This is a genomic window from Caulobacter sp. GW821-FHT10F06 (genome assembly GCF_058809215.1).
Window position 1 is genome coordinate 280,632 of sequence record NZ_JBXASK010000001.1, and the last position, 17,934, is coordinate 298,565.

The 17,934-nt window shown below is 68.3% G+C and carries 12 protein-coding genes; 4 read left to right on the top strand and 8 right to left on the bottom strand.

The genetic code is table 11. The features are described 5' to 3' along the window. Positions 1-22 precede the first annotated feature (22 nt). The 3 genes from AC1RUS_RS01340 to putA all read right to left on the bottom strand — a co-directional run bounded on the left by AC1RUS_RS01340 (position 23) and on the right by putA (position 5,965). A complete protein-coding gene (locus AC1RUS_RS01340) occupies positions 23-1,336 on the bottom strand; it encodes a glycoside hydrolase 5 family protein (protein WP_492912258.1) in 1,314 nt (437 codons plus the stop codon). An 80-nt stretch (positions 1,337-1,416) separates the two neighbouring features. Further along, positions 1,417-2,787: an alpha/beta hydrolase family protein gene (locus AC1RUS_RS01345; RefSeq protein ID WP_492912260.1), complete on the bottom strand. Its 1,371-nt coding sequence runs from the start codon at positions 2,785-2,787 to the stop codon at positions 1,417-1,419. 88 nt (positions 2,788-2,875) lie between these two features. Next, on the bottom strand, positions 2,876-5,965 hold the full coding sequence (gene putA / locus AC1RUS_RS01350) for a bifunctional proline dehydrogenase/L-glutamate gamma-semialdehyde dehydrogenase PutA (RefSeq protein WP_492912262.1): 3,090 nt from the start codon (positions 5,963-5,965) through the stop codon (positions 2,876-2,878). A gap of 426 nt (positions 5,966-6,391) precedes the next feature. Here putA and AC1RUS_RS01355 point away from each other — a divergent pair, with 426 nt between their 5' ends. Beyond that, positions 6,392-6,859, top strand: a complete 468-nt coding sequence (locus AC1RUS_RS01355) for an Lrp/AsnC ligand binding domain-containing protein (protein WP_492912264.1) — start codon at positions 6,392-6,394, stop codon at positions 6,857-6,859. A 166-nt stretch (positions 6,860-7,025) separates the two neighbouring features. On the opposite strand, the gene AC1RUS_RS01360 is transcribed toward AC1RUS_RS01355, so the two are convergent. The 3 genes from AC1RUS_RS01360 to AC1RUS_RS01370 are packed head-to-tail and all read right to left on the bottom strand — an operon-like array spanning position 7,026 to position 12,753. After that, complete coding sequence (locus AC1RUS_RS01360; protein ID WP_492912266.1) at positions 7,026-8,426, bottom strand: efflux transporter outer membrane subunit; 1,401 nt, start codon at positions 8,424-8,426, stop codon at positions 7,026-7,028. 1 nt (position 8,427) lies between these two features. Then, positions 8,428-11,592: an efflux RND transporter permease subunit gene (locus AC1RUS_RS01365; protein ID WP_492912268.1), complete on the bottom strand. Its 3,165-nt coding sequence runs from the start codon at positions 11,590-11,592 to the stop codon at positions 8,428-8,430. 12 nt (positions 11,593-11,604) lie between these two features. Then, on the bottom strand, positions 11,605-12,753 hold the full coding sequence (locus tag AC1RUS_RS01370) for an efflux RND transporter periplasmic adaptor subunit (protein WP_492912270.1): 1,149 nt from the start codon (positions 12,751-12,753) through the stop codon (positions 11,605-11,607). A gap of 186 nt (positions 12,754-12,939) precedes the next feature. On the opposite strand from AC1RUS_RS01370, the gene AC1RUS_RS01375 reads away from it, so the two are divergent. The 3 genes from AC1RUS_RS01375 to AC1RUS_RS01385 all read left to right on the top strand — a co-directional run bounded on the left by AC1RUS_RS01375 (position 12,940) and on the right by AC1RUS_RS01385 (position 15,100). Next, positions 12,940-13,536 carry a TetR/AcrR family transcriptional regulator gene (locus AC1RUS_RS01375; protein ID WP_492912272.1) on the top strand — a complete coding sequence of 199 codons (597 nt, stop codon included), beginning with the start codon at positions 12,940-12,942 and terminating at the stop codon, positions 13,534-13,536. Positions 13,537-13,957: 421 nt separating this feature from the next. Beyond that, positions 13,958-14,779, top strand: coding sequence for a flagellin (locus AC1RUS_RS01380; protein ID WP_492912274.1), 822 nt, complete (start codon positions 13,958-13,960; stop codon positions 14,777-14,779). 120 nt (positions 14,780-14,899) lie between these two features. Further along, complete coding sequence (locus tag AC1RUS_RS01385; RefSeq protein WP_492912276.1) at positions 14,900-15,100, top strand: hypothetical protein; 201 nt, start codon at positions 14,900-14,902, stop codon at positions 15,098-15,100. Between the two features lie 87 nt (positions 15,101-15,187). Here AC1RUS_RS01385 and AC1RUS_RS01390 read toward each other — a convergent pair whose 3' ends face one another. Both AC1RUS_RS01390 and AC1RUS_RS01395 read right to left on the bottom strand, forming a co-directional pair. Further along, on the bottom strand, positions 15,188-16,087 hold the full coding sequence (locus tag AC1RUS_RS01390; RefSeq protein ID WP_492912278.1) for a rhamnogalacturonan acetylesterase: 900 nt from the start codon (positions 16,085-16,087) through the stop codon (positions 15,188-15,190). 129 nt (positions 16,088-16,216) lie between these two features. Further along, the gene (locus AC1RUS_RS01395) at positions 16,217-17,839 is read right to left on the bottom strand and encodes a family 43 glycosylhydrolase (RefSeq protein ID WP_492912280.1); all 1,623 of its coding nucleotides are present in this window, start codon (positions 17,837-17,839) and stop codon (positions 16,217-16,219) included. Between the last annotated feature and the right edge of the window lie 95 nt (positions 17,840-17,934).

Sequence of the window (17,934 nt, forward strand, 5' to 3'; positions counted from 1 at the left end):
TCCCGGAGGAGAGGAGAGGGCTTTAAAGCGTCGCCACCTCCCGCGCGTGATCCCTGATCACCGCAAGGGTCGAGACATCCGCGTCGAACACACCGTAGAGGCCCTGCTCCTCCTGTGGGGGATCGCCGACATAGCTCTTGTCGCCCTTGGCGAACCAGGCGTTGTCGTGCTGGGCGCGGCCCTCGCCGTTCCAGGCCCAGAAGTTGGTGCCGGCCACCGGGCCGCCGGCCCTCATGTCGGCCAGGGCCAGGCCGTAGATCGTGCGATAGAAGCGGTCCTTCAGGTTGGCCGGGGCGTCGGGCGCGAAGGCGCGGTCGTCGCGGATCAGGCCGAACTCCTCGATCACCAGCGGCTTGTTCAGCCCCTTGGCCAGGGCGATGTGCTGGGTGACGTAGTCGCGGCACTTGGCCTCGCCGGCGTCATAGGTGGCGGGCTGGTTCTTGGGGTCGATCCAGCTCCAGTTGTTGGGCCAGACGTGCAGGGTCATGTAGTCGATCGAAGCCGGCTTGTGGGCCTCGATCACGCAGGCCTCGCGCTCCAGGCAGCCCTTGGTCCCCTCGCTGCCCGTCGAGACCAGATGGCGGGAATCGAGGGATTTAATCAATTTCGCCGTTTCGTCGATCCAACGATAGTAGGTGGGGAGGTTGGCGACGCCGAAGGCCTCCGTACCACCCGGACGCGGCTCGTTGGCCAGCTGCCAGGCCATGATCGTCGGGTCGTCGCGATAGGCTTTGCCGGTGACGGTGTTGGTTCGCCCGACCAAGGCCTTCACGTAATGGCGGAAGAGCGCGTTGGCCTTGGCGTCGCCGTAGAACTTGCCTGAATAGTCCGGGAACGCCGGCCAGGGATGGGCCGGGTCGCCCTGCTGGAACCAGGTCCCGTTGCCGACCCAGCGCAGATAGGCCGGCATGCCCCCCGACCAGTCCCAGAAGTTGTTGACGTAGATCACCGCCTTCATGCCGCGCTGGCCCATCTCGCCCAGCAGCACGTCCAGGCCCGCCAGCAGGTCGGCGTTGTAGTCCTCGCCCGGGCCGCGGAAGGTCGGATCCAGCGCCACCTTGGCCGGCGACTGCTCGCCCGAGCCCAGCACCCGCAGGTTCGTGACGCCCAGGCCTTTCAGCTTGTCCAGCTCGCGCCGCAACCGAGCGCGGTCGCCATAGGCGGCCGGCGACCCCAGCCAGGCCCCGTACCAGAGATTGCCGCCGACGAAGCGATAAGGCTTGCCGTTCAGGGTCAGATGGCCGTCGGTGACGGTGACGAACCCCTCGGGCGGGGCGGCGGCCAGCAGCGGCGTAGCGGCCAAGGCGGTCAGGACGGCGCGGCGGGAAAGGGTCATGAGGGGCCTCCATCGCGCGCTCTGCCGGCGCGTCGGCGCGCACCATGCCGTGAGACGGTAGCGCTAACAACCAGCCAGGATCACTTCCGCGCCGCGTGGGCCACGGTCCAGTCGACGATCAGGTCGAGGGCGGCGGGCGCCAGGGTCTCCTCGATCTGCCCATACTCGCTGGGCAGTCCCGTCTGGGTGGTCTGGAAGAGGTGGTTCAGGTTCGGCAGCTCGCGGACCGTGACGTCGCCGCCTCGCGGCAGGGCGGCCTTGATCGCGGCCAGGTTCTGGGCGGCGGGGACCTGCAGGTCCTTGGAGCCGCCGATCGCCAGCACCGGCGCCTTGACCGCCTTCAGCGCGCTGGCCGACTGGAAGGTCAGCATGAACCGCCACCACGGATTGGCCAGGCCCAGCACCTGGGCGCGGGCCGGGGCGTTGGGCGGCGCGCCGTCGGCGTCGAGCAGGGCGGTCAACTGGGCGCGCGCCTTGACCGGATCGGGCTCGGTGCGCACGATCTGGTACCAGCGCTTGCGGCGCTGGTAGATCGTCTCGACCTGCTCAGCGGGCGCGCCGCTGGCGGCGTCCAGCGCGCGGCCCTGCGACAGCATCAGGGTCTCGCCGTCGACGCCGGGCGCGGCCATCAGCACCAGGAAGGCGATCCTGGGATCCTTGGCCGCGACCATCGGCGCGATCATGCCGCCCTCGCTGTGGCCCAGCAGGCCGACGCGGGCCGGGTCGATGTCCTTGCGGGCCCGCAGGAAGGCCACGCCCGCCGCGACGTCGCCGGCGAAGTCGGCGCTGGTGGCGGTGGAGGCGTCCCGCGCCGACCCGCCGACGCCGCGATCGTCGACGCGCAGCACGGCCACGCCCTTACGGGTCAGGGCGTCGGCGATCACCAGGAAGGGCTTGTGGTCGAGGATGGTCTCGTCGCGGTCCTGCGAGCCGGAACCGGTGATCAGCAGGGCGACGGGGAAGGGTCCCTTGCCCTCGGGCAGGGTCAGGGTCCCGGCCAGCTTCAGGTGCGAGGCCGGGTTGACATAGGCGACCTCCTCGACGCGATACGGGAACGGCGGCAGCGGCGTCTGCGGTCGATTGGGCGCGGCGACGGCGACGGGGGCGTTGCGGGTCAGCACCAGCGGCAGCGATCCGCCGCCCTGCAGCCACAGCCCGGTCAGGGTCTGGCCGTCCGGCGACAGCCGGCCCTCGAAGGCGGCCGGCGGCGCCGTCAGCTCCACCTTGACCTGGATGTCGGTCAGCACGGCCTTGGCCGGCAGCCCCTTGGCGCCCTGCGAGGGGCTGTCGAGGCTGGCCAGGCCGTCGGGCCGGATGTGGATGATGACCGGCAGCTTGGCGCCGGCGTTCAGCACGCCGTACCAGTCGCCGGCGATCGGCGCGGTCTGGGCGATGGCCGAAATGGGCGCGAGCAGGGCGGCGGCGAACGCCGCGTGGGCCGATAGACGCATGAGACTTCCCCCGAAGATGTTCGGGAGCATAGGCCCTGCCGGTCGGCCTTGTGAAGCGGCCCTCCCCGGGAAGGGAAGGGCCGGCCTTCTACAGGTTCAGCAGCGCCGGATCGCCGCCCTGGGCGGTGATGTTGACGCTGACCGCCCGCTCGACCGCGTAGCGCAGCAGCGCGTGCGGACCGCCGGCCTTGGGGCCGGTGCCCGACAGGCCTTCGCCGCCGAACGGCTGCACGCCGACCACGGCGCCGGTCATCGAGCGGTTCACGTAACAGTTGCCGGCCGGCACCAGGCGCTGGACGTCGGCCGCGAAGCTCTCGATCCGCGAGTGGATGCCCAGGGTCAGGCCGTAGCGGCGGGCCGCCAGGGCGCCGGCCACCTGTTCCAGGTCCTCGGGCCTGTAGCGGACGACATGCAGGATGGGGCCGAACACCTCGCGCTCCAGGAAGTCGGCGGCGGGGATCTCGGCCAGGACCGGCGCGAAGAAGGTGCCGGCCTCCGGGGCCTTCAGCGCATGCAGCACCTTGGCCTCGCGCTTGAGGCGCTCCAGGTGCTTGTCCAGCGCGTCCTTGGCGTCGGCGTCGATCACCGGGCCGACGTCGGTGGAGGCCAGGGCCGGATCGGCGACGACCAGGGCGTCCATCGCGCCCTTCAGGCCCTCGATCACGCCGTCGGCGGTGTCGTGCGGCAGGAACAGCAGGCGCAGAGCCGAGCAGCGCTGGCCGGCGCTGCCGAAGGCCGACAGGATCACGTCGTCGATCACCTGCTCGCGCTGGGCCGTCGTATCGACGAACATGCCGTTGAGGCCGCCGGTCTCGGCGATGAACGGGACGATCGGGCCCTGGCGCTGGGCGAGCGTCTGGTTGATGCGCCAGGCGGTGTCGGTGCCGCCGGTGAAGGCGACGCCGTCCAGGCCCTCGTGCGCGGTCAGGGCCGCGCCGACCGTCTCGCCGCGCCCCGGCAGCAGGGCCAGCAGGCGCGGGTCCAGGCCCGCGGCGTGATAGAGCTTCACGGCCTCGTAGGCGATCAGCGGCGTCTGCTCGGCCGGCTTGGCCAGCACGGCGTTGCCGGCCGCCAGGGCGGCGGCGATCTGGCCGGTGAAGATGGCCAGCGGGAAGTTCCACGGGCTGATGCAGACGAAGACGCCGCGGCCGGCCAGGCTGAGGGTGTTGGTCTCGCCGACTGGGCCCTTCAGCACCTCACCCGCGCCGAACTGGTCCTCGGCCAGCACCGCGTAGTAGCGGCAGAAGTCGACGGCCTCGCGGACCTCGGCGACGCCGTCGCCGAGGGTCTTGCCCGCTTCGCGCGACAGGATCGCGATCAGGCGGTCGATATTGGCTTCCAGGGCGTCGGCCATGGCCCGCAGCACCTTGGCGCGCGCGGCGCCGCCGGCGCGATCCCAGGCCGGCTGCGCGGCGCGGGCCAGCTTGAAGGCCTGGTCGATCTGCGGCAGCTGGGCTTCGGACACCGCGCCGACCACCTTGCAGCCGTCGGCCGGACTGGCGACCGGCAGGGGCACGCCGCCGGCGATCAGCTTGCCGCCGACCAGCGGACCGGCCTGCAGGGTGTCGACGTCCAGGGCCGCCACGGCGGCGGTCAGGCGCTCGCGCACGGCCTTCACCGACAGGTCGACGCCGGCCGAGTTCTGGCGGCGGTGGCCGTAGACCTTGACCGGGGTCGGGATCTTCGCGTGGCGCTCGGGGTGGGCTTCGACTGCGTCGATCGGGTCGACGATCACCTTCTCGACCGGCACCCGCTCGTCGAGCAGGGCGTGGACGAAGCTGGTGTTGGCGCCGTTCTCGAGCAGGCGACGAACCAGATAGGGCAGCAGGTCCTCGTGGCCGCCCACCGGGGCGTAGGCCCGCAGGACGATGCCGTCATAGAGGTCGTCGGCGGCCTTGTAGAGCGCCTCGCCCATGCCGTGCAGGCGTTGGTGCTCGATCTTGACGCCGGCGGCCTTGGACATCCGGACCACGGCCGCCAGGGTGTGGGCGTTGTGCGTGGCGAACTGGGCGTAGAGGTGCGGGGCGGCCTCGATCAGGGCCTTGGCGCAGACCAGGTACGACAGGTCGGTGGCGGGCTTGGTCGAATAGACCGGATAGTCGGGGCGGCCGGCGACCTGGGCGCGCTTGATCTCGCTGTCCCAATAGGCGCCCTTCACGAGGCGCACCATCAGGCGGCGGCCGGTTTCCTTCGAGAGCGCGGTCAGGCGGGCGATCACCTCGGGGCAGCGCTTCTGATAGGCCTGCACGGCCAGGCCCAGGCCCTTCCAGTTGCCCAGGCCCGGGTCGTTGCACAGGGCCTCGAGCAGCTTCAGCGACAGCGCCAGACGGTCGGCTTCCTCGGCGTCGATAGTGAAGTTGATGTTGTAGCGGGCGGCGATCATCGCCAGGCGCAGGACGCGCGGATAGAGCTCGTTCCAGACGCGCTCTTCCTGCACGGCTTCGTAGCGCGGGGTCAGGGCCGAGAGCTTGACCGACACGCCGTGACCGGCTTCGGGGCCGGCGTTGTTGGACAGCTTGCCGACCGTCTCGATGGCGTCGGCATAGGACTTCTCGTAGCGTTCGGCGTCGGCGGCGGTGCGAGCGCCTTCGCCCAGCATGTCGAAGCTGCACATGTCGCCGTCGTTGGCGGCGCGCTTGATGGCCGCCTCGATCGTGCGGCCCAGCACGAACTGCTCGCCCATGATGCGGATGGCCTGGCCGACGGCGGCGCGGATGACGGGCTCGCCCAGGCGGCCGGCGATCTTCTTGATGAAGCCCGGCAGGTTGGTCTGGGCCTCTTCGTCGGGCTCGACGATCTTGCCGGTCAGCATCAGGCCCCAGGTCGAGGCGTTGACGAACAGGCTGTCGCTGCCGCCGAGGTGCGAGGCCCAGTCGGCCGAGCCGATCTTCTCGGCGATCAGCTTGTCGCGGGTGTCGTCATCGGGGGTGCGCAGCAGGGCCTCGGCCAGGCACATCAGGGCCAGGCCCTCGCGGGTGCCCAGGCTGAACTCCTGCAGGAAGCTCTCGACCACGCCCTGCTTGCGGACGCTGCGACGGGCGCCGCGGACCAGGGCCTCGGCCTCGGCGCGGACGGCGGCGCGGTCCTCGCTGGTCAGGGGCTTGGCGGCCAGCAGGTCGGCGATCACGGCGGCTTCGTCGCGATACTTGCCGTTGTCGAGGCTATCCCAGTCGGTCATCTGCGGTCTCTCTGGTGGATATCGCCGCTATAAGTTCTCTCTGGCCAAAGGTGCTTCGTTTGTTGGCTTGGGTGGCCGGATGATCTTCGGTCAAGTCGCCGAAAATCGACGTTCGCTCCAACGGCCGCATGGCGCGCGCGGAGGATGAACGCATGACGAAGGATAGGGCGGGGAAGGGGAGGGCGGAAGGGGCGCGACCTGGGGGGAGACGCGCGCCCCTTCCGCTCTTGCACGACGCCCTTGGGGGAAAAGCGCCGTGTGGGCTTCCGCCAAAGCGGAAGCGGTCCTCAGGGGCCGCTCCGGGCGCCGCTGGGGGGAGCGGCGGTGCGAAGCGTGCTAGGACGATCGATGGTGTACCCTCAAGCTTGACGAAGGTGCTTTGTTTATGATCGTTAAATTCCGAATTATCTTCGCGGAAAGTCGCTGATGGCCATTTCCACTCTTGATGACACCGACCGCCGACTTTTGCGGGTTTTGCAGGCTGATGGCCGCATCACCAACGCCGAGCTGGCCAAGCGCTGCAATTTGTCGCCAGCCGCCACTTTCGACCGCGTGCGGCGGCTGCGCGAGCGGGGTTTCATCACCGGATACGCGGCCCTGCTGGACCCGGCCAAGGTCGATCGCGCCCTGCTGATCTTCGTCGAGGTGGTGCTTGATCGGACGACTGGCGAGGTGTTCGAGGACTTCGCCGCCGCCGTGCGCCGCGCGCCCGAGATCCTGGAATGCCACATGGTGGCCGGCGGCTTCGACTACCTGATCAAGGCCCGCGTGCGCGACATGGACGCCTATCGCGTCTTTCTGGGCGACATTCTGGTGCGCATGCCCGGCGTGCGCGAGACGCGGACCTACGCGGTGCTGGAAGAGGTCAAGAGCACGGTGCAGCTGCCGCTTTAGACTAGCAGCGAGATGCTCCTCCTTTGAGGGAGGATCTACCCGAGACAGGGTGAAGGGGCGCGCTCCTGGGTTGGGGGAGGAGCGCGCCCCTTCTGTCCAGCGGCGTCGGGGGGGATGACACCGTGAACGCCCCCCGACCGTCGCCAGGGGGAGGGGGTAAGGTCCGTCAGGCGGCGGGCGCGCCGCCGCCGAGGACCTTGTAGAGCGTGACGAGATTGGTCGCTCGGACCAATCGCGCCGTGATCAGACCTTGCTGGGCGCTGTACAGCGTGCGCTGGGCGTCGAGCAGGGTCAGGTTCGAGTCGATTCCCGCATCCTTTCGAGCCTTGGCCAGGCGCTGGCTGTCGCTGGCGGCGGCGACCAGACGTTCCTGGGCCCCGAGGCGGTCGGCGACAGTATCGCGCACGGCCAGCGCGTCGGCCACCTCTCGGAAGGCGGTTTGCACAGTCTTTTCGTAGGTGGCCACCGCGATTTTCTGGCTGGCCTTGGCGCTGTCGAGCCCGGCCTTGTTGGCCCCGCCCGCGAAGATCGGCAGGCTGATGCTGGGCGCGAAGCTCCAGACGCCGGTTCCGTTCTTGAACAGGCCGTCCAGGTCGCCGCTGGCCGTGCCGGTCGAGGCCGTCAGCGCGATGCGGGGGAAGAAGGCCGCGCGGGCCGCGCCGATGTCGCCGTTGGAGGCGGCCAGCTGGTGCTCGGCCGCCAGCACGTCGGGACGACGGGTCAGGACGTCGGAGACCACGCCGGCCGGCAGGTCGGCCAGGATCTGGGCCGTCACCAGCCCGCCGGCGGGCGCCAGGTCGGCGGGGATGTCGGTCCCGACCACCAGGCGCAGGGCGTTCTTGTCCTGGTTCACCTGGGCGATGTAGGCGGCGACGTCGGCCCGGGCCTGTTCGGCCAGGGTCTGGGCCTGGCGCAGGTCCAGGGTCGAGGCCGCGCCGTTGTCGACCCGGCTCTGGGTCAGCTTCAGCGACTCGTCGCGGGCCGCCAGGGTGTTCTGGGCCAGGGCCAGCAGGTCCTCGTCGGCCGCCAGGGTCAGCCAGCTGTTGGCGACCTCGGCGATCAGGCTGATCTGGGCGGTGCGGCTGTTCTCGCGAACCGCCAGCCAGTTCTCCAGCGCCGCCTGGTTGAGGCTGCGCACGCGGCCGAACAGGTCCAGCTCATAGGACGAGAAGCCCACGGTGGCGCTGTACTGCTCGGTCTCGATGGCCGCGCCGGTCTGGCTGACCGAGGCCGGCGTGCGCGACTTCGAGCCCGAGACGCCGGCGTTGATGGCCGGCAGCAGGGCGGCGCGCTGGATGCCGTACTGGGCGCGGGCCTTCTCGATGTTGAGCAGGGCCACGCGCAGGTCGCGGTTCTCCTTCAGCGCCAGCTCGATGGTCCCGGCCAGGCGGGGGTCGATGAAGACCTCGCGCCAAGCCAGGTCGGCGGCGGTGGCCGTCGTCTCGGGCTGGGCGATCGGCCAGGTCTGGGCGACCGGCAGGGTCGGCCGGACCGTGGCCGGGGCCAGGGTGCAGGCGGTCAGCGAGGTGGCCGCCAGCAGGGTCAGGGTGAGGTTGCGAAGCAGCATGTCAGTGGCTCTCGGCCGGAGTCGCGGGGGGCGCCACGTCGTTGTCGTGCTCGTGGCCCTTGTGCTTGGGCTTGAAGGTCTTCTCGACGATCACGAAGAACAGCGGGACGAAGAAGATCGCCAGGATGGTGGCCGACAACATGCCGCCGATCACGCCCGTGCCGATGGCGTGCTGGCTCCCGGATCCAGCCCCGTTCGAAATCGCAAGGGGCAGGACGCCGAAGATGAAGGCCAGCGAGGTCATGATGATCGGCCGCAGACGGATGCGGACGGCCTCCAGGGTGGCGTCGATGAGCGACATGCCCTTCTCGTACAGGTCCTTGGCGAACTCGACGATCAGGATGGCGTTCTTGGCGGCCAGGCCCATGGTCGTCAGCAGGCCCACCTGGAAGTAGATGTCGTTGCTGAGGCCGCGCAGGGTGGTGGCCAGCAAGGCGCCGACGACGCCCAGCGGAATGACCATGATCACCGACAGCGGGATCGACCAGCTCTCATAAAGCGCCGCCAGCAGCAGGAACACCACCAGGATCGAGATGGCGTACAGGGCGGGAGCCTGGTTGCCGGACTCGCGTTCCTGGGCCGAAAGGCCGGTCCATTCATAGCCGATGCCCGGGGGCAGCTGGGCGGCTATCTTCTCCATGGCGGCCATGGCCTGGCCCGAGCTCTTGCCCGGGGCCGGGGCGCCCTGGATGTTAACCGACGACAGGCCGTTGTAGCGTTCCAGGCGCGGCGAGCCGTAGACCCAGTGGGTGGTGGCGAAGGACGAGAACGGAGCCATCGCGCCGCTGCTGGTCCGCACGTACCACTGGTTCAGGTCTTCCGGACGCATGCGGTAGGGCGCGTCGGCCTGGACGAACACCTTCTTGATGCGGCCGCGATCGATGAAGTCGTTGACGTAGGAGCCGCCCCAAGCGGCGCTGAGCGCGGCGTTGATGTCGGCCGTGGTCAGGCCCATCGAGCCGGCTTTCGCCTGATCGATGTCGATCTTCAGCTGAGGGGTGTCGTCCTGGCCGTTGGGACGCACGCCGGCCAGGTTCGGATCCTGGGCGGCCATGCCCAGCACCTGGTTGCGCGCGGCGACCAGGGCCTCGTGGCCCACGCCGCCGACGTCCTGGAGCTGGAAGTCGAAGCCCGACGAGGTGCCCAGTTCCGGAACAGCGGGGGGCACGATGGCGAACACCATCGCGTCGCGGATCTGCATGAACTTGCCCATGGCCCGGCCGGCGACGGCCGAGGCCTTGAGGTTGGCGGCCTTGCGTTCGTCGAAGTCCTTCAGACGGATGAAGGCGAGGCCAGCGTTCTGGCCCGCGCCGGCGAAGCTGAAGCCGGCGACGGTGAAGACCGCCTGCACCGACTCCTTCTCGTCGACCAGGAAGTGCGAGCGCACCTGGTCGAGCACGGCCTGGGTCCGTTCCTCGGGCGCGCCCGGGGGCAGCTGCACGATGGCGAACATCGTGCCCTGGTCCTCTTCCGGCAGGAAGGCGCTGGGCAGGCGGACGAACAGCAGGGCCATCACGGCGATGATCACGCCATAGATCGCCATCCAGCGGATGCTCTTGCCCAGGATGCCCCGGACCGAGCCCTGGTAGCGGTGCGACAGGTCGTTGAAGCTGCGGTTGAACCAGCCGAAGAAGCCCTTCTTCTCGGTGGCGTGGTTGTGATCGACCGGCTTGAGCAGGGTGGCGCAGAGGGCCGGCGTCAGCACCAGGGCGACGATCACCGACAGGGCCATGGCCGAGACGATGGTGATCGAGAACTGGCGATAGATCACGCCCTGCGAACCGCCGAAGAAGGCCATGGGCACGAACACCGCCGAAAGCACCAGCGCGATGCCGATCAGGGCGCCGGTGATCTCGTTCATGGACTTGCGGGTGGCCTCGATGGGGCTGAGGCCCTCTTCGCTCATCACCCGCTCGACGTTCTCGACCACGACGATGGCGTCGTCGACCAGCAGGCCGATGGCCAGCACCAGGCCGAACATGGTCAGGGTGTTGATCGAATAGCCGAAGGCCGCGAGGATCCCGAAGGTGCCCAGGAGCACGACCGGGACGGCGATGGTCGGGATCAGGGTCGCGCGCCAGTTCTGCAGGAACAGGAACATGACGATGAAGACCAGGATGATGGCTTCGACCAGGGTCTTGACCACTTCCTCGATCGACAGCTTCACGAACGGCGTGGAGTCGTAGGGGATCACGTACTTGTAGCTGGCCGGGAAGTTCTTGGAGAGCTCCTCGACCCGCTTCTTGACGGCGTCGCCGGTGTTCAGGGCGTTGGCGCCGGGGGCCAGCTTGATGGCCAGGCCGGCGGCGGGCTTGCCGTTGTACTTGGCGCCGAAGCCGTAGGTCTCCGCGCCCAGTTCGACGCGGGCGACGTCGCGCAGGTGGACGATGGCCCCGCCGGCGCTGTTCTTGACGATGATGTTCTCGAACTCGGCCGGGGTCGTCAGGCGCGACTGGGCGGTGATCGTGGCGTTCAGCGCCGTGCCCGGCAGGTTGGGCGTGCCGCCCAGCTGGCCGGCCGAGACCTGGGCGTTCTGGGCCTTGATGGCCGCCGTGACGTCGGCCGGGGTCAGGCTGAAGCTGGCCAGCTTGGTCGGGTTCAGCCAGATGCGCATGGCGTACTGGCCGCCGAACAGCTGCACGTCGCCGACGCCGTCGACGCGGCTGATCGGGTCCTGCAGGTTGCTGGCGATATAGTCGGCCAGGTCGAAGCTGGTGGTCTTGGCGTCGTCGCCGTACATGCCGACGATCAGCAGGAAGTTGCGGGCCGACTTGGCGACGGTCAGGCCTTGCTGCTGCACTTCCTGCGGCAGCAGGGCGGTGGCCGACTGCAGCTTGTTCTGCACCTGCACCTGGGCGATGTCGATATTGGTCCCGGCCTTGAAGGTCAGGGTGGTGGTGGCCGCGCCCGAGCTGTCGCTGGTCGACGACATGTAGTCCAGGCCGTCCAGGCCCTTCATCTTCTGCTCGATGACCTGAGTGACGCTGTCCTCGACGGTCTTGGCCGAGGCGCCCGGATAGTTGGCCGACACCGAGACCTGGGGCAGGGCGATGTCGGGATATTGCGCGATCGGCAGGCCGCGGATGGCGAGCACGCCAGCCAGCATGATGACGATGGCGACGACCCACGCGAAGATGGGCCTGTCGATAAAGAAGCGGGAAAGCATGACGGGCCGGCCTTAGCGTTGAGCGGTGATGACGGCGGCCTTCACGGGCGCGCCGGGACGGACCTTCTGCAGGCCTTCGATGATCACCTGGTCGCCGGGCTTCAGGCCGTCGGTGACCAGCCACTTGTCGCCGATGGTCTGGCTGGCGACGATCACGCGCGGTTCGGCCAGGCCCTTGGCGCCGACGACCATGACGGTCGCATTGCCCTTGGGGTCGCGGCTGACGCCGGCCTGCGGGATCAGCATGCCGTTCTGGGCCGTGCCGGCGCCGACCATCGCGCGGACGTACATGCCCGGCAGCAGCACGCCGTTGGGATTGTTGAAGGTGGCGCGCAGGCCGACCGAGCCGGTGGTGGGGTCAACCGTGACGTCCGAGAACTCCAGGCGGCCCGGGATGGGATAGGTCGAGCCGTCCTCCAGCTTCAGGGTCACCTGGGCCGAGGTCGCGCGGCCCGTCTTGCCGGTGGCCATGTCGCGCTGCAGCTTCAGCAGTTCGGCCGACGACTGGGTCAGGTCGACATAGATCTTCGACAGGTCCTGCACGGTGGCCAGGGCCGTGGCCTGGCTGGCGGTGACCAGGGCGCCGGGGGTCACGGAGCTCTTGCCGACGCGGCCGGAGATCGGCGACAGCACCTTGGTGTAGCCGAGATTGATGCGGGCGGCGTCGACGGCGGCCTTCTGCGCGGCGACATTGGCGGCGGCCTGCTGGTTGGCGGCCTGGGCGTCGTCATTGTCCTGCTTGGACACCGCGCCGCTCTCGACCAGGGTCTTGTAGCGGTCGGCCTTCAGCTTGGCGGCGGTGGCGGCGGCCTGCGCCTGGGCCAGGCCGGCGGCGGCGCTGTTGTACGAGGCCTGATAGGTGGCCGGGTCGATCTGGTAGAGCGGCTGGCCGGCGCGGACATAACCGCCCTCCTCGAAGAGGCGGGCCTTGACGATGCCGCCGACCTGCGGTCGCACTTCGGAGACCAGATAGGCCGAGGTGCGGCCCGACAGTTCCGTGGTCAGGGTGACGGGCTCGGTCTTGGCGACGATCACGCCGACCGGCGACGGACCGCCCATGCCCTGCATGCCGCCCGCGCCCTTGCCTTGCCCGCAGGCGGCGAGCGTCAGCGCGATGGCGGCGAGCGCGACGGCCGTCGCCGTCGTACGAGAAGATTGCATGTTTGACCCCGGAGGCGACGGGTTGTCGGGCTATTGCCCTTGACGAACCCGGTATGATGAACAATGTGAGAATGAACGTTCATTCTCAAGCGGGCTGGACATAGGTGCGAGGGTGTCGCAAGTCAACACCCGGCGGCCAAGGTTTCGGCTGACCTAACGGAAATGTAATGCCAAACGAGATTTTCAATGGCCGATGAGGCGCAAACCGGTCGTCCGTCCGTGGAGACGCGTCGCCAGCAGATCCTGGACGCCGCGTGCGACCAGGTGCGCCAGTCGGGTTTCCACGGCGCCAGCATGGCCGACATCGCCAAGGCGGCGGGCCTCAGCGTCGGCCAGATTTATCGCTACTTCGAGAACAAGGAGGCGATCATCGCCGCCATCGTCGCCCAGGACCTGGCCGAGATGCGCGAGAAGTTCGCCGAACTGGAAAGCAAGCCCGGCGACCTGCTGGACGCCATGACCGAGCACCTGCCCGAGGCGATCGACAAGTGCTACGACCCGCGCCGCGCCGCCCTGGTGCTGGAAGTGCTGGCCGAGGCCGCGCGCAATCCCAAGGTGGCCGCCATCGTCCGCGCGTCCGACGCCCAGGAGCGGCAGATGGCCAGCACGATGATCGAGCGCAGCCGCAAGCCCGAATGGAGCGACGCCGAGTTCACGGCCCGCACCGAGATGGTCGGCGTGCTGTTCGACGGCCTGATGATGCGGGCGGTCAACAATCCCAACGCCGACCGCGCGGCGATCGCCAAGGTGTTCCAGGCGACGCTGGAGAGCATCCTGTCCTAGCCGGCGCCCGGCAAATTCATCCGATCCGCGTCCCGGTCGAAAGATTCCGGGTCCGTATTGTCGCAGGAAGGGCGCGATGTCGCGGCCGGCCGAGCGTCGGCGCGCGCCTCACAAGCCGTTGTGTCGGCGCCGTTCGTGGCCCCTAACCCTTGATTTGGTTACCGCGCCCCGCGACAATCTGCCGCTATATCTGTTCTTTATTGAGGTAATAAAGGTCCGATTCCTCGCTCCAGAATTGAGCCAGCTTTACTGTAAAATCTATCTCAGGGTGTAGTCTAGGATTGGTCCAAAACCCAGATTGCACACGTTAACCATCAAATTTTATTCGGAATAAATTGCCCGGTGCGAGGCTTGTCGTGGGCAAAAGCCTACCGGCAGTCAAAATGACGTCGGGCACCCTTGAATAGGACCTATATTCGTTATGGCGCTGAACAGCATCAACACGAACAGCGGCGCGCTCATCGCGCTGCAAAACCTGAACTCCACGAACTCGGAGCTCTCGAACGTCCAGCAGCGCATCAACACCGGCAAGAAGGTGGGCAGCGCCAAGGACAACGGCGCCATCTGGGCGACCGCCAAGAACCAGTCTTCGATGGCGTCGTCGATGAACTCCGTGAAGGACTCGCTTCAGCGCGGCCAATCGACCATCGACGTGGCGCTCGCCGCCGGTGACACCATCACCGACCTGCTGGGCAAGATGAAGGAAAAGGCCCTGGCCGCTTCCGACACCTCGCTGAACACCGCCAGCTTCAACGCCCTGAAGGCCGACTTTGAATCCCTGCGCGATCAGGTGACCAAGGCCGCCACGAACGCCAAGTTCAATGGCGTCAGCATCGCCGACGGCTCGACCACCAAGCTGACCTTCCTGGCCAACCAGGACGGTTCGGGCTTCACGGTCAACGCCCAGACCCTGTCGCTCGCCGGCATCGGCCTGTCGGCCTCCTCGACCTTCGCCGACGCCGCCGCCGCCAAGACCATGATCGCCACGGTGACCACGGCCCTGGGCACCGCGACCAACAAGCTGGCTTCGCTGGGCACCAACTCGACCGGCCTGGACACCCACCTGACCTTCGTCGGCAAGCTGCAAGACAGCCTCGACGCCGGCGTGGGCAACCTGGTCGACGCCGACCTGGCCAAGGAAAGCGCCAAGCTGCAATCGCTGCAAACCAAGCAACAGCTGGGCGTGCAGGCGCTGTCGATCGCCAACCAGTCGACCTCGTCGATCCTGAGCCTGTTCCGTTAAGCGCAGGCTTTTTCGAAACGGAAAAGGGCGGGTCCTCGCGGGCCCGCCCTTTTTCTTTGTCCGGGGCTTTCGCCGTCGCCGGCCATGGCGCTTTGCCGCCAGGGGGCCTAGCGTCGATCCATGCAAACCCAATTCACCGGCGACGATCGCGTTCTCCTCGACCGCTTCATCGAGAGCGTCCTGCTGCGGTTCAGCGACGGCCAATACAGCCTGGCCGACGCGACCCAGGAGCTACGCGAAGCCTTCATCCGCGTCGCGGGTCGCGAGCCCGACGTCCTCGACCACATGCGCGGCGTGATCGAGGCGGGCGACGAGGCCTAGGAGCGGAGAGCTCCCCCTACACCCTTCGTCATTCCCACCCTCGTGGCGGGAATGACGAAGGGTAGAATGGGTTCGGCGTTCTTGTGTCTACGGCAGAAGTTGCCGCCGCAGGGCCGGAACGACGTCGGCCAGCGCCTTGGCGACGATAGCCGAGAAGTAGTCCGCGCCCTCGGGCCCCAGGTGCGTGTAGTCGAAGCTCGGCCGGGGCGTTCCCATCGGCTCGACGGCGGCGTTGTTCTGGGCCGGAGCCGGCTTCGGGGCGGCGACGGGCGCCGGCGGAACGGTCGCGCCGGGGATGGCCGGTTCATAGAAGGCGGCCGCGATGGTCGTGCCCGATCTGGCGGCGTCCTTCACGCGCGGGTCGGGCGGGCTTTGCGCGAAGCGCATGGCCTCGACCGGTCCCATCTGCTGGACGGCGGCGGTGCTCAGCGCGTGCAGGTCCACCAGGGGCGTGTTGGTCTCGGCGGCGACCTTGCGCGTCGCCTCGGCCCACGGACCCAGGTCGTCGATCAGCTTGCCGTCCTTGAACTGCCGGCGGGTCAGGGGCGTGACCAGCACCGGCTTGCCGCCGGCCGCGCGGACCTCTTCGACATAGCGTTTCAGGTTGGCCGGAAACTCGGTGGCCAGGTCCGTCGAGCGGCCCGGCTTGCCCGGCTGGTCGTTGTGGCCGAACTGGATCAGCACATAGGTGTCGGAAAAGCCGCCCGACTTGATCTCGTACATCGCCAGCTTCCACGACCCTTCGGTGCGGTAGTTGCCGCTGCTGCGGCCGCCGCGCGCCAGGTTGATGCAGGCCACGAACGAGGTGACGTGCTTGCCGCAGAAACTGGGACCCCAGCCGCCCTGCACGGCGGTCGTGGAGTCGCCGATCAGCACGATCCTGGGCGACTTGAAGACGGGAGGATCAACCTCGGGCGCGGCTTGTGCGTGGGCGGCGAGGGGAGCGGCCAGCAGGGCGGCGGCGAGGAGGAGGGGTTTCAGGGACATCGTTTCTCTCCCGACTATTCTGATTGTCATCCCGGGCGCAGCGCAGACCCGGGACCACGGCATGCGCCGCGCTTCCTGCGGTCCCGGCTCGGCGCGCTTCGCGCTTGGCCGGGACGACAGCTTTCAAGGCTAGGCCAGCGCCCGGTACTTGAAGTTCTTGAACCGCGCCGAGCCCTTGCCGGCGGCGTAGATCCCCGGCTTCAGCATCAGGAAGCCGCCTCGGACGTTGTGGTGATAGCCCGAGACCTCCATGCCGCGGTCGAAGCGTTTCCAGGTCTTGCCGCCGTCGCCGCTGGTATGGAAGGCCACGATGTGGCGGTCGTTGCGCAGGCGCATCAAGAGCTTGGAGCCATGCGGATTGGCCGGCCGGCCGCGCTCGATGCCGTACTGGTGGGTGACGAAGTTCTTCTGATCGAAGCCCAGGCCGCAATAGAGCTGGCGGTCGTAGAACAGGATCAGGCCGGCGCGGGTGTCGGCGTCGACCTCGATCTCGCACTCGATCTCATAGGCCTGGTCGCCGTTGACGAAGATCAGCGGCGCGCCGGTCGACGGGGCCTCGCCGGCGCCCTTCAGGGTCAGGACGCCGTTCTCGCGCTTGAGACGGTCCTTCTCGCCCGGCTTGGGATCGAAGAAGTTCCACTGCACGCCGTACTTGTCGGTGCTGAAGTCGTCCGACAGGGCCATGCCGTGGGGCAGGGCCTTGCCGCCCTTCGGCTTGGGCAGGGGCTTGGAGAGATCGCCGCCGCCGACGGTGAACCAGCCGTCCTTGGTCCAGGTCACCGGGGCCAGCAGGGTCTGGCGGCCCAGGGTGTAGAAGCCGTTTTCGTAGCCGTGATAGACCGTCCACCAGTCGCCGGCGGGGCCCTCGACCAGGGTGGCGTGGCCGCGCGACCACCACTTCTCGGAATTGTTGGTGGTGCGCACGACCGGATTGTGCGGGTCGTCTTCCCACGGACCGGCCAGCGACTTGGCGCGGGCGACGATGACCATGTGGCCGGTCGGCGGGCCGGCCGTGCCGCCCACGGCGGTGACCAGGTAGTAGTAGTCGCCCTTCTTCATCACCTTGGGACCCTCGGGCGAGAAGCCCTCGACGTCCCAGTCTTCCGGATAGTGCCAGGGATTGTAGACGTGCTGCGGCTCGCCGACCGTCGACAGGCCGTCGGGCGCCAGCTGGATGCGGTCGCCGCCCGACAGGAACAGCCAGCGCACGCCCTTCTCGTCGACCACGTGGCCGGGGTCGATATAGCGCGGCAGCTTCAGGTCGACCGGCTCGCTCCACGGGCCCTCGATCTTGTCGGCCCAGATCACGTAGCTGGTGTTGTTGTTGGGCTGCTTGGCCGGCAGGAAGATGTAGTAGCGGCCCTTGTGCTTGCAGAGCTCGGGCGCCCAGATCGAGCCGACATTGGTGTTAAGCGTCGTGGTCACCGGCGTCCAGTTCACCAGGTCCTTGGAATGCCAGATCAGCAGGCCCGGATAGGCGTCGAACGACGAGTGTGTCATGTAGTAGTCGTCGCCGTCCTTCAGGATCGACGGGTCGGGATGGTCGCCGGCCAGGATCGGATTGAGGAACGTCCCGTTCCCCAGATCGGCCTTGCGCTGGCCTTCGACGCCCTTGCTCCAGGACGGGGTTCCGGCGGGGGCGGGGCCGGGCAGGGTTCCCATCTGGGCGGCCGCCTCGGTGGCCGGCAGGGCGGCCAGTCCAGCGCCGGTGAGCAGCGAGCCCAAGGCTCCGCGACGGTTGATCTCGACCATGGGGTACTCCTCCCGACCTTCGCGCGATCGGCCGATCGAGGCCGCCACGCAACGCTTGTTAGCGGTCACTTAGCGGCAAGCCCAAGGCTTTGTCC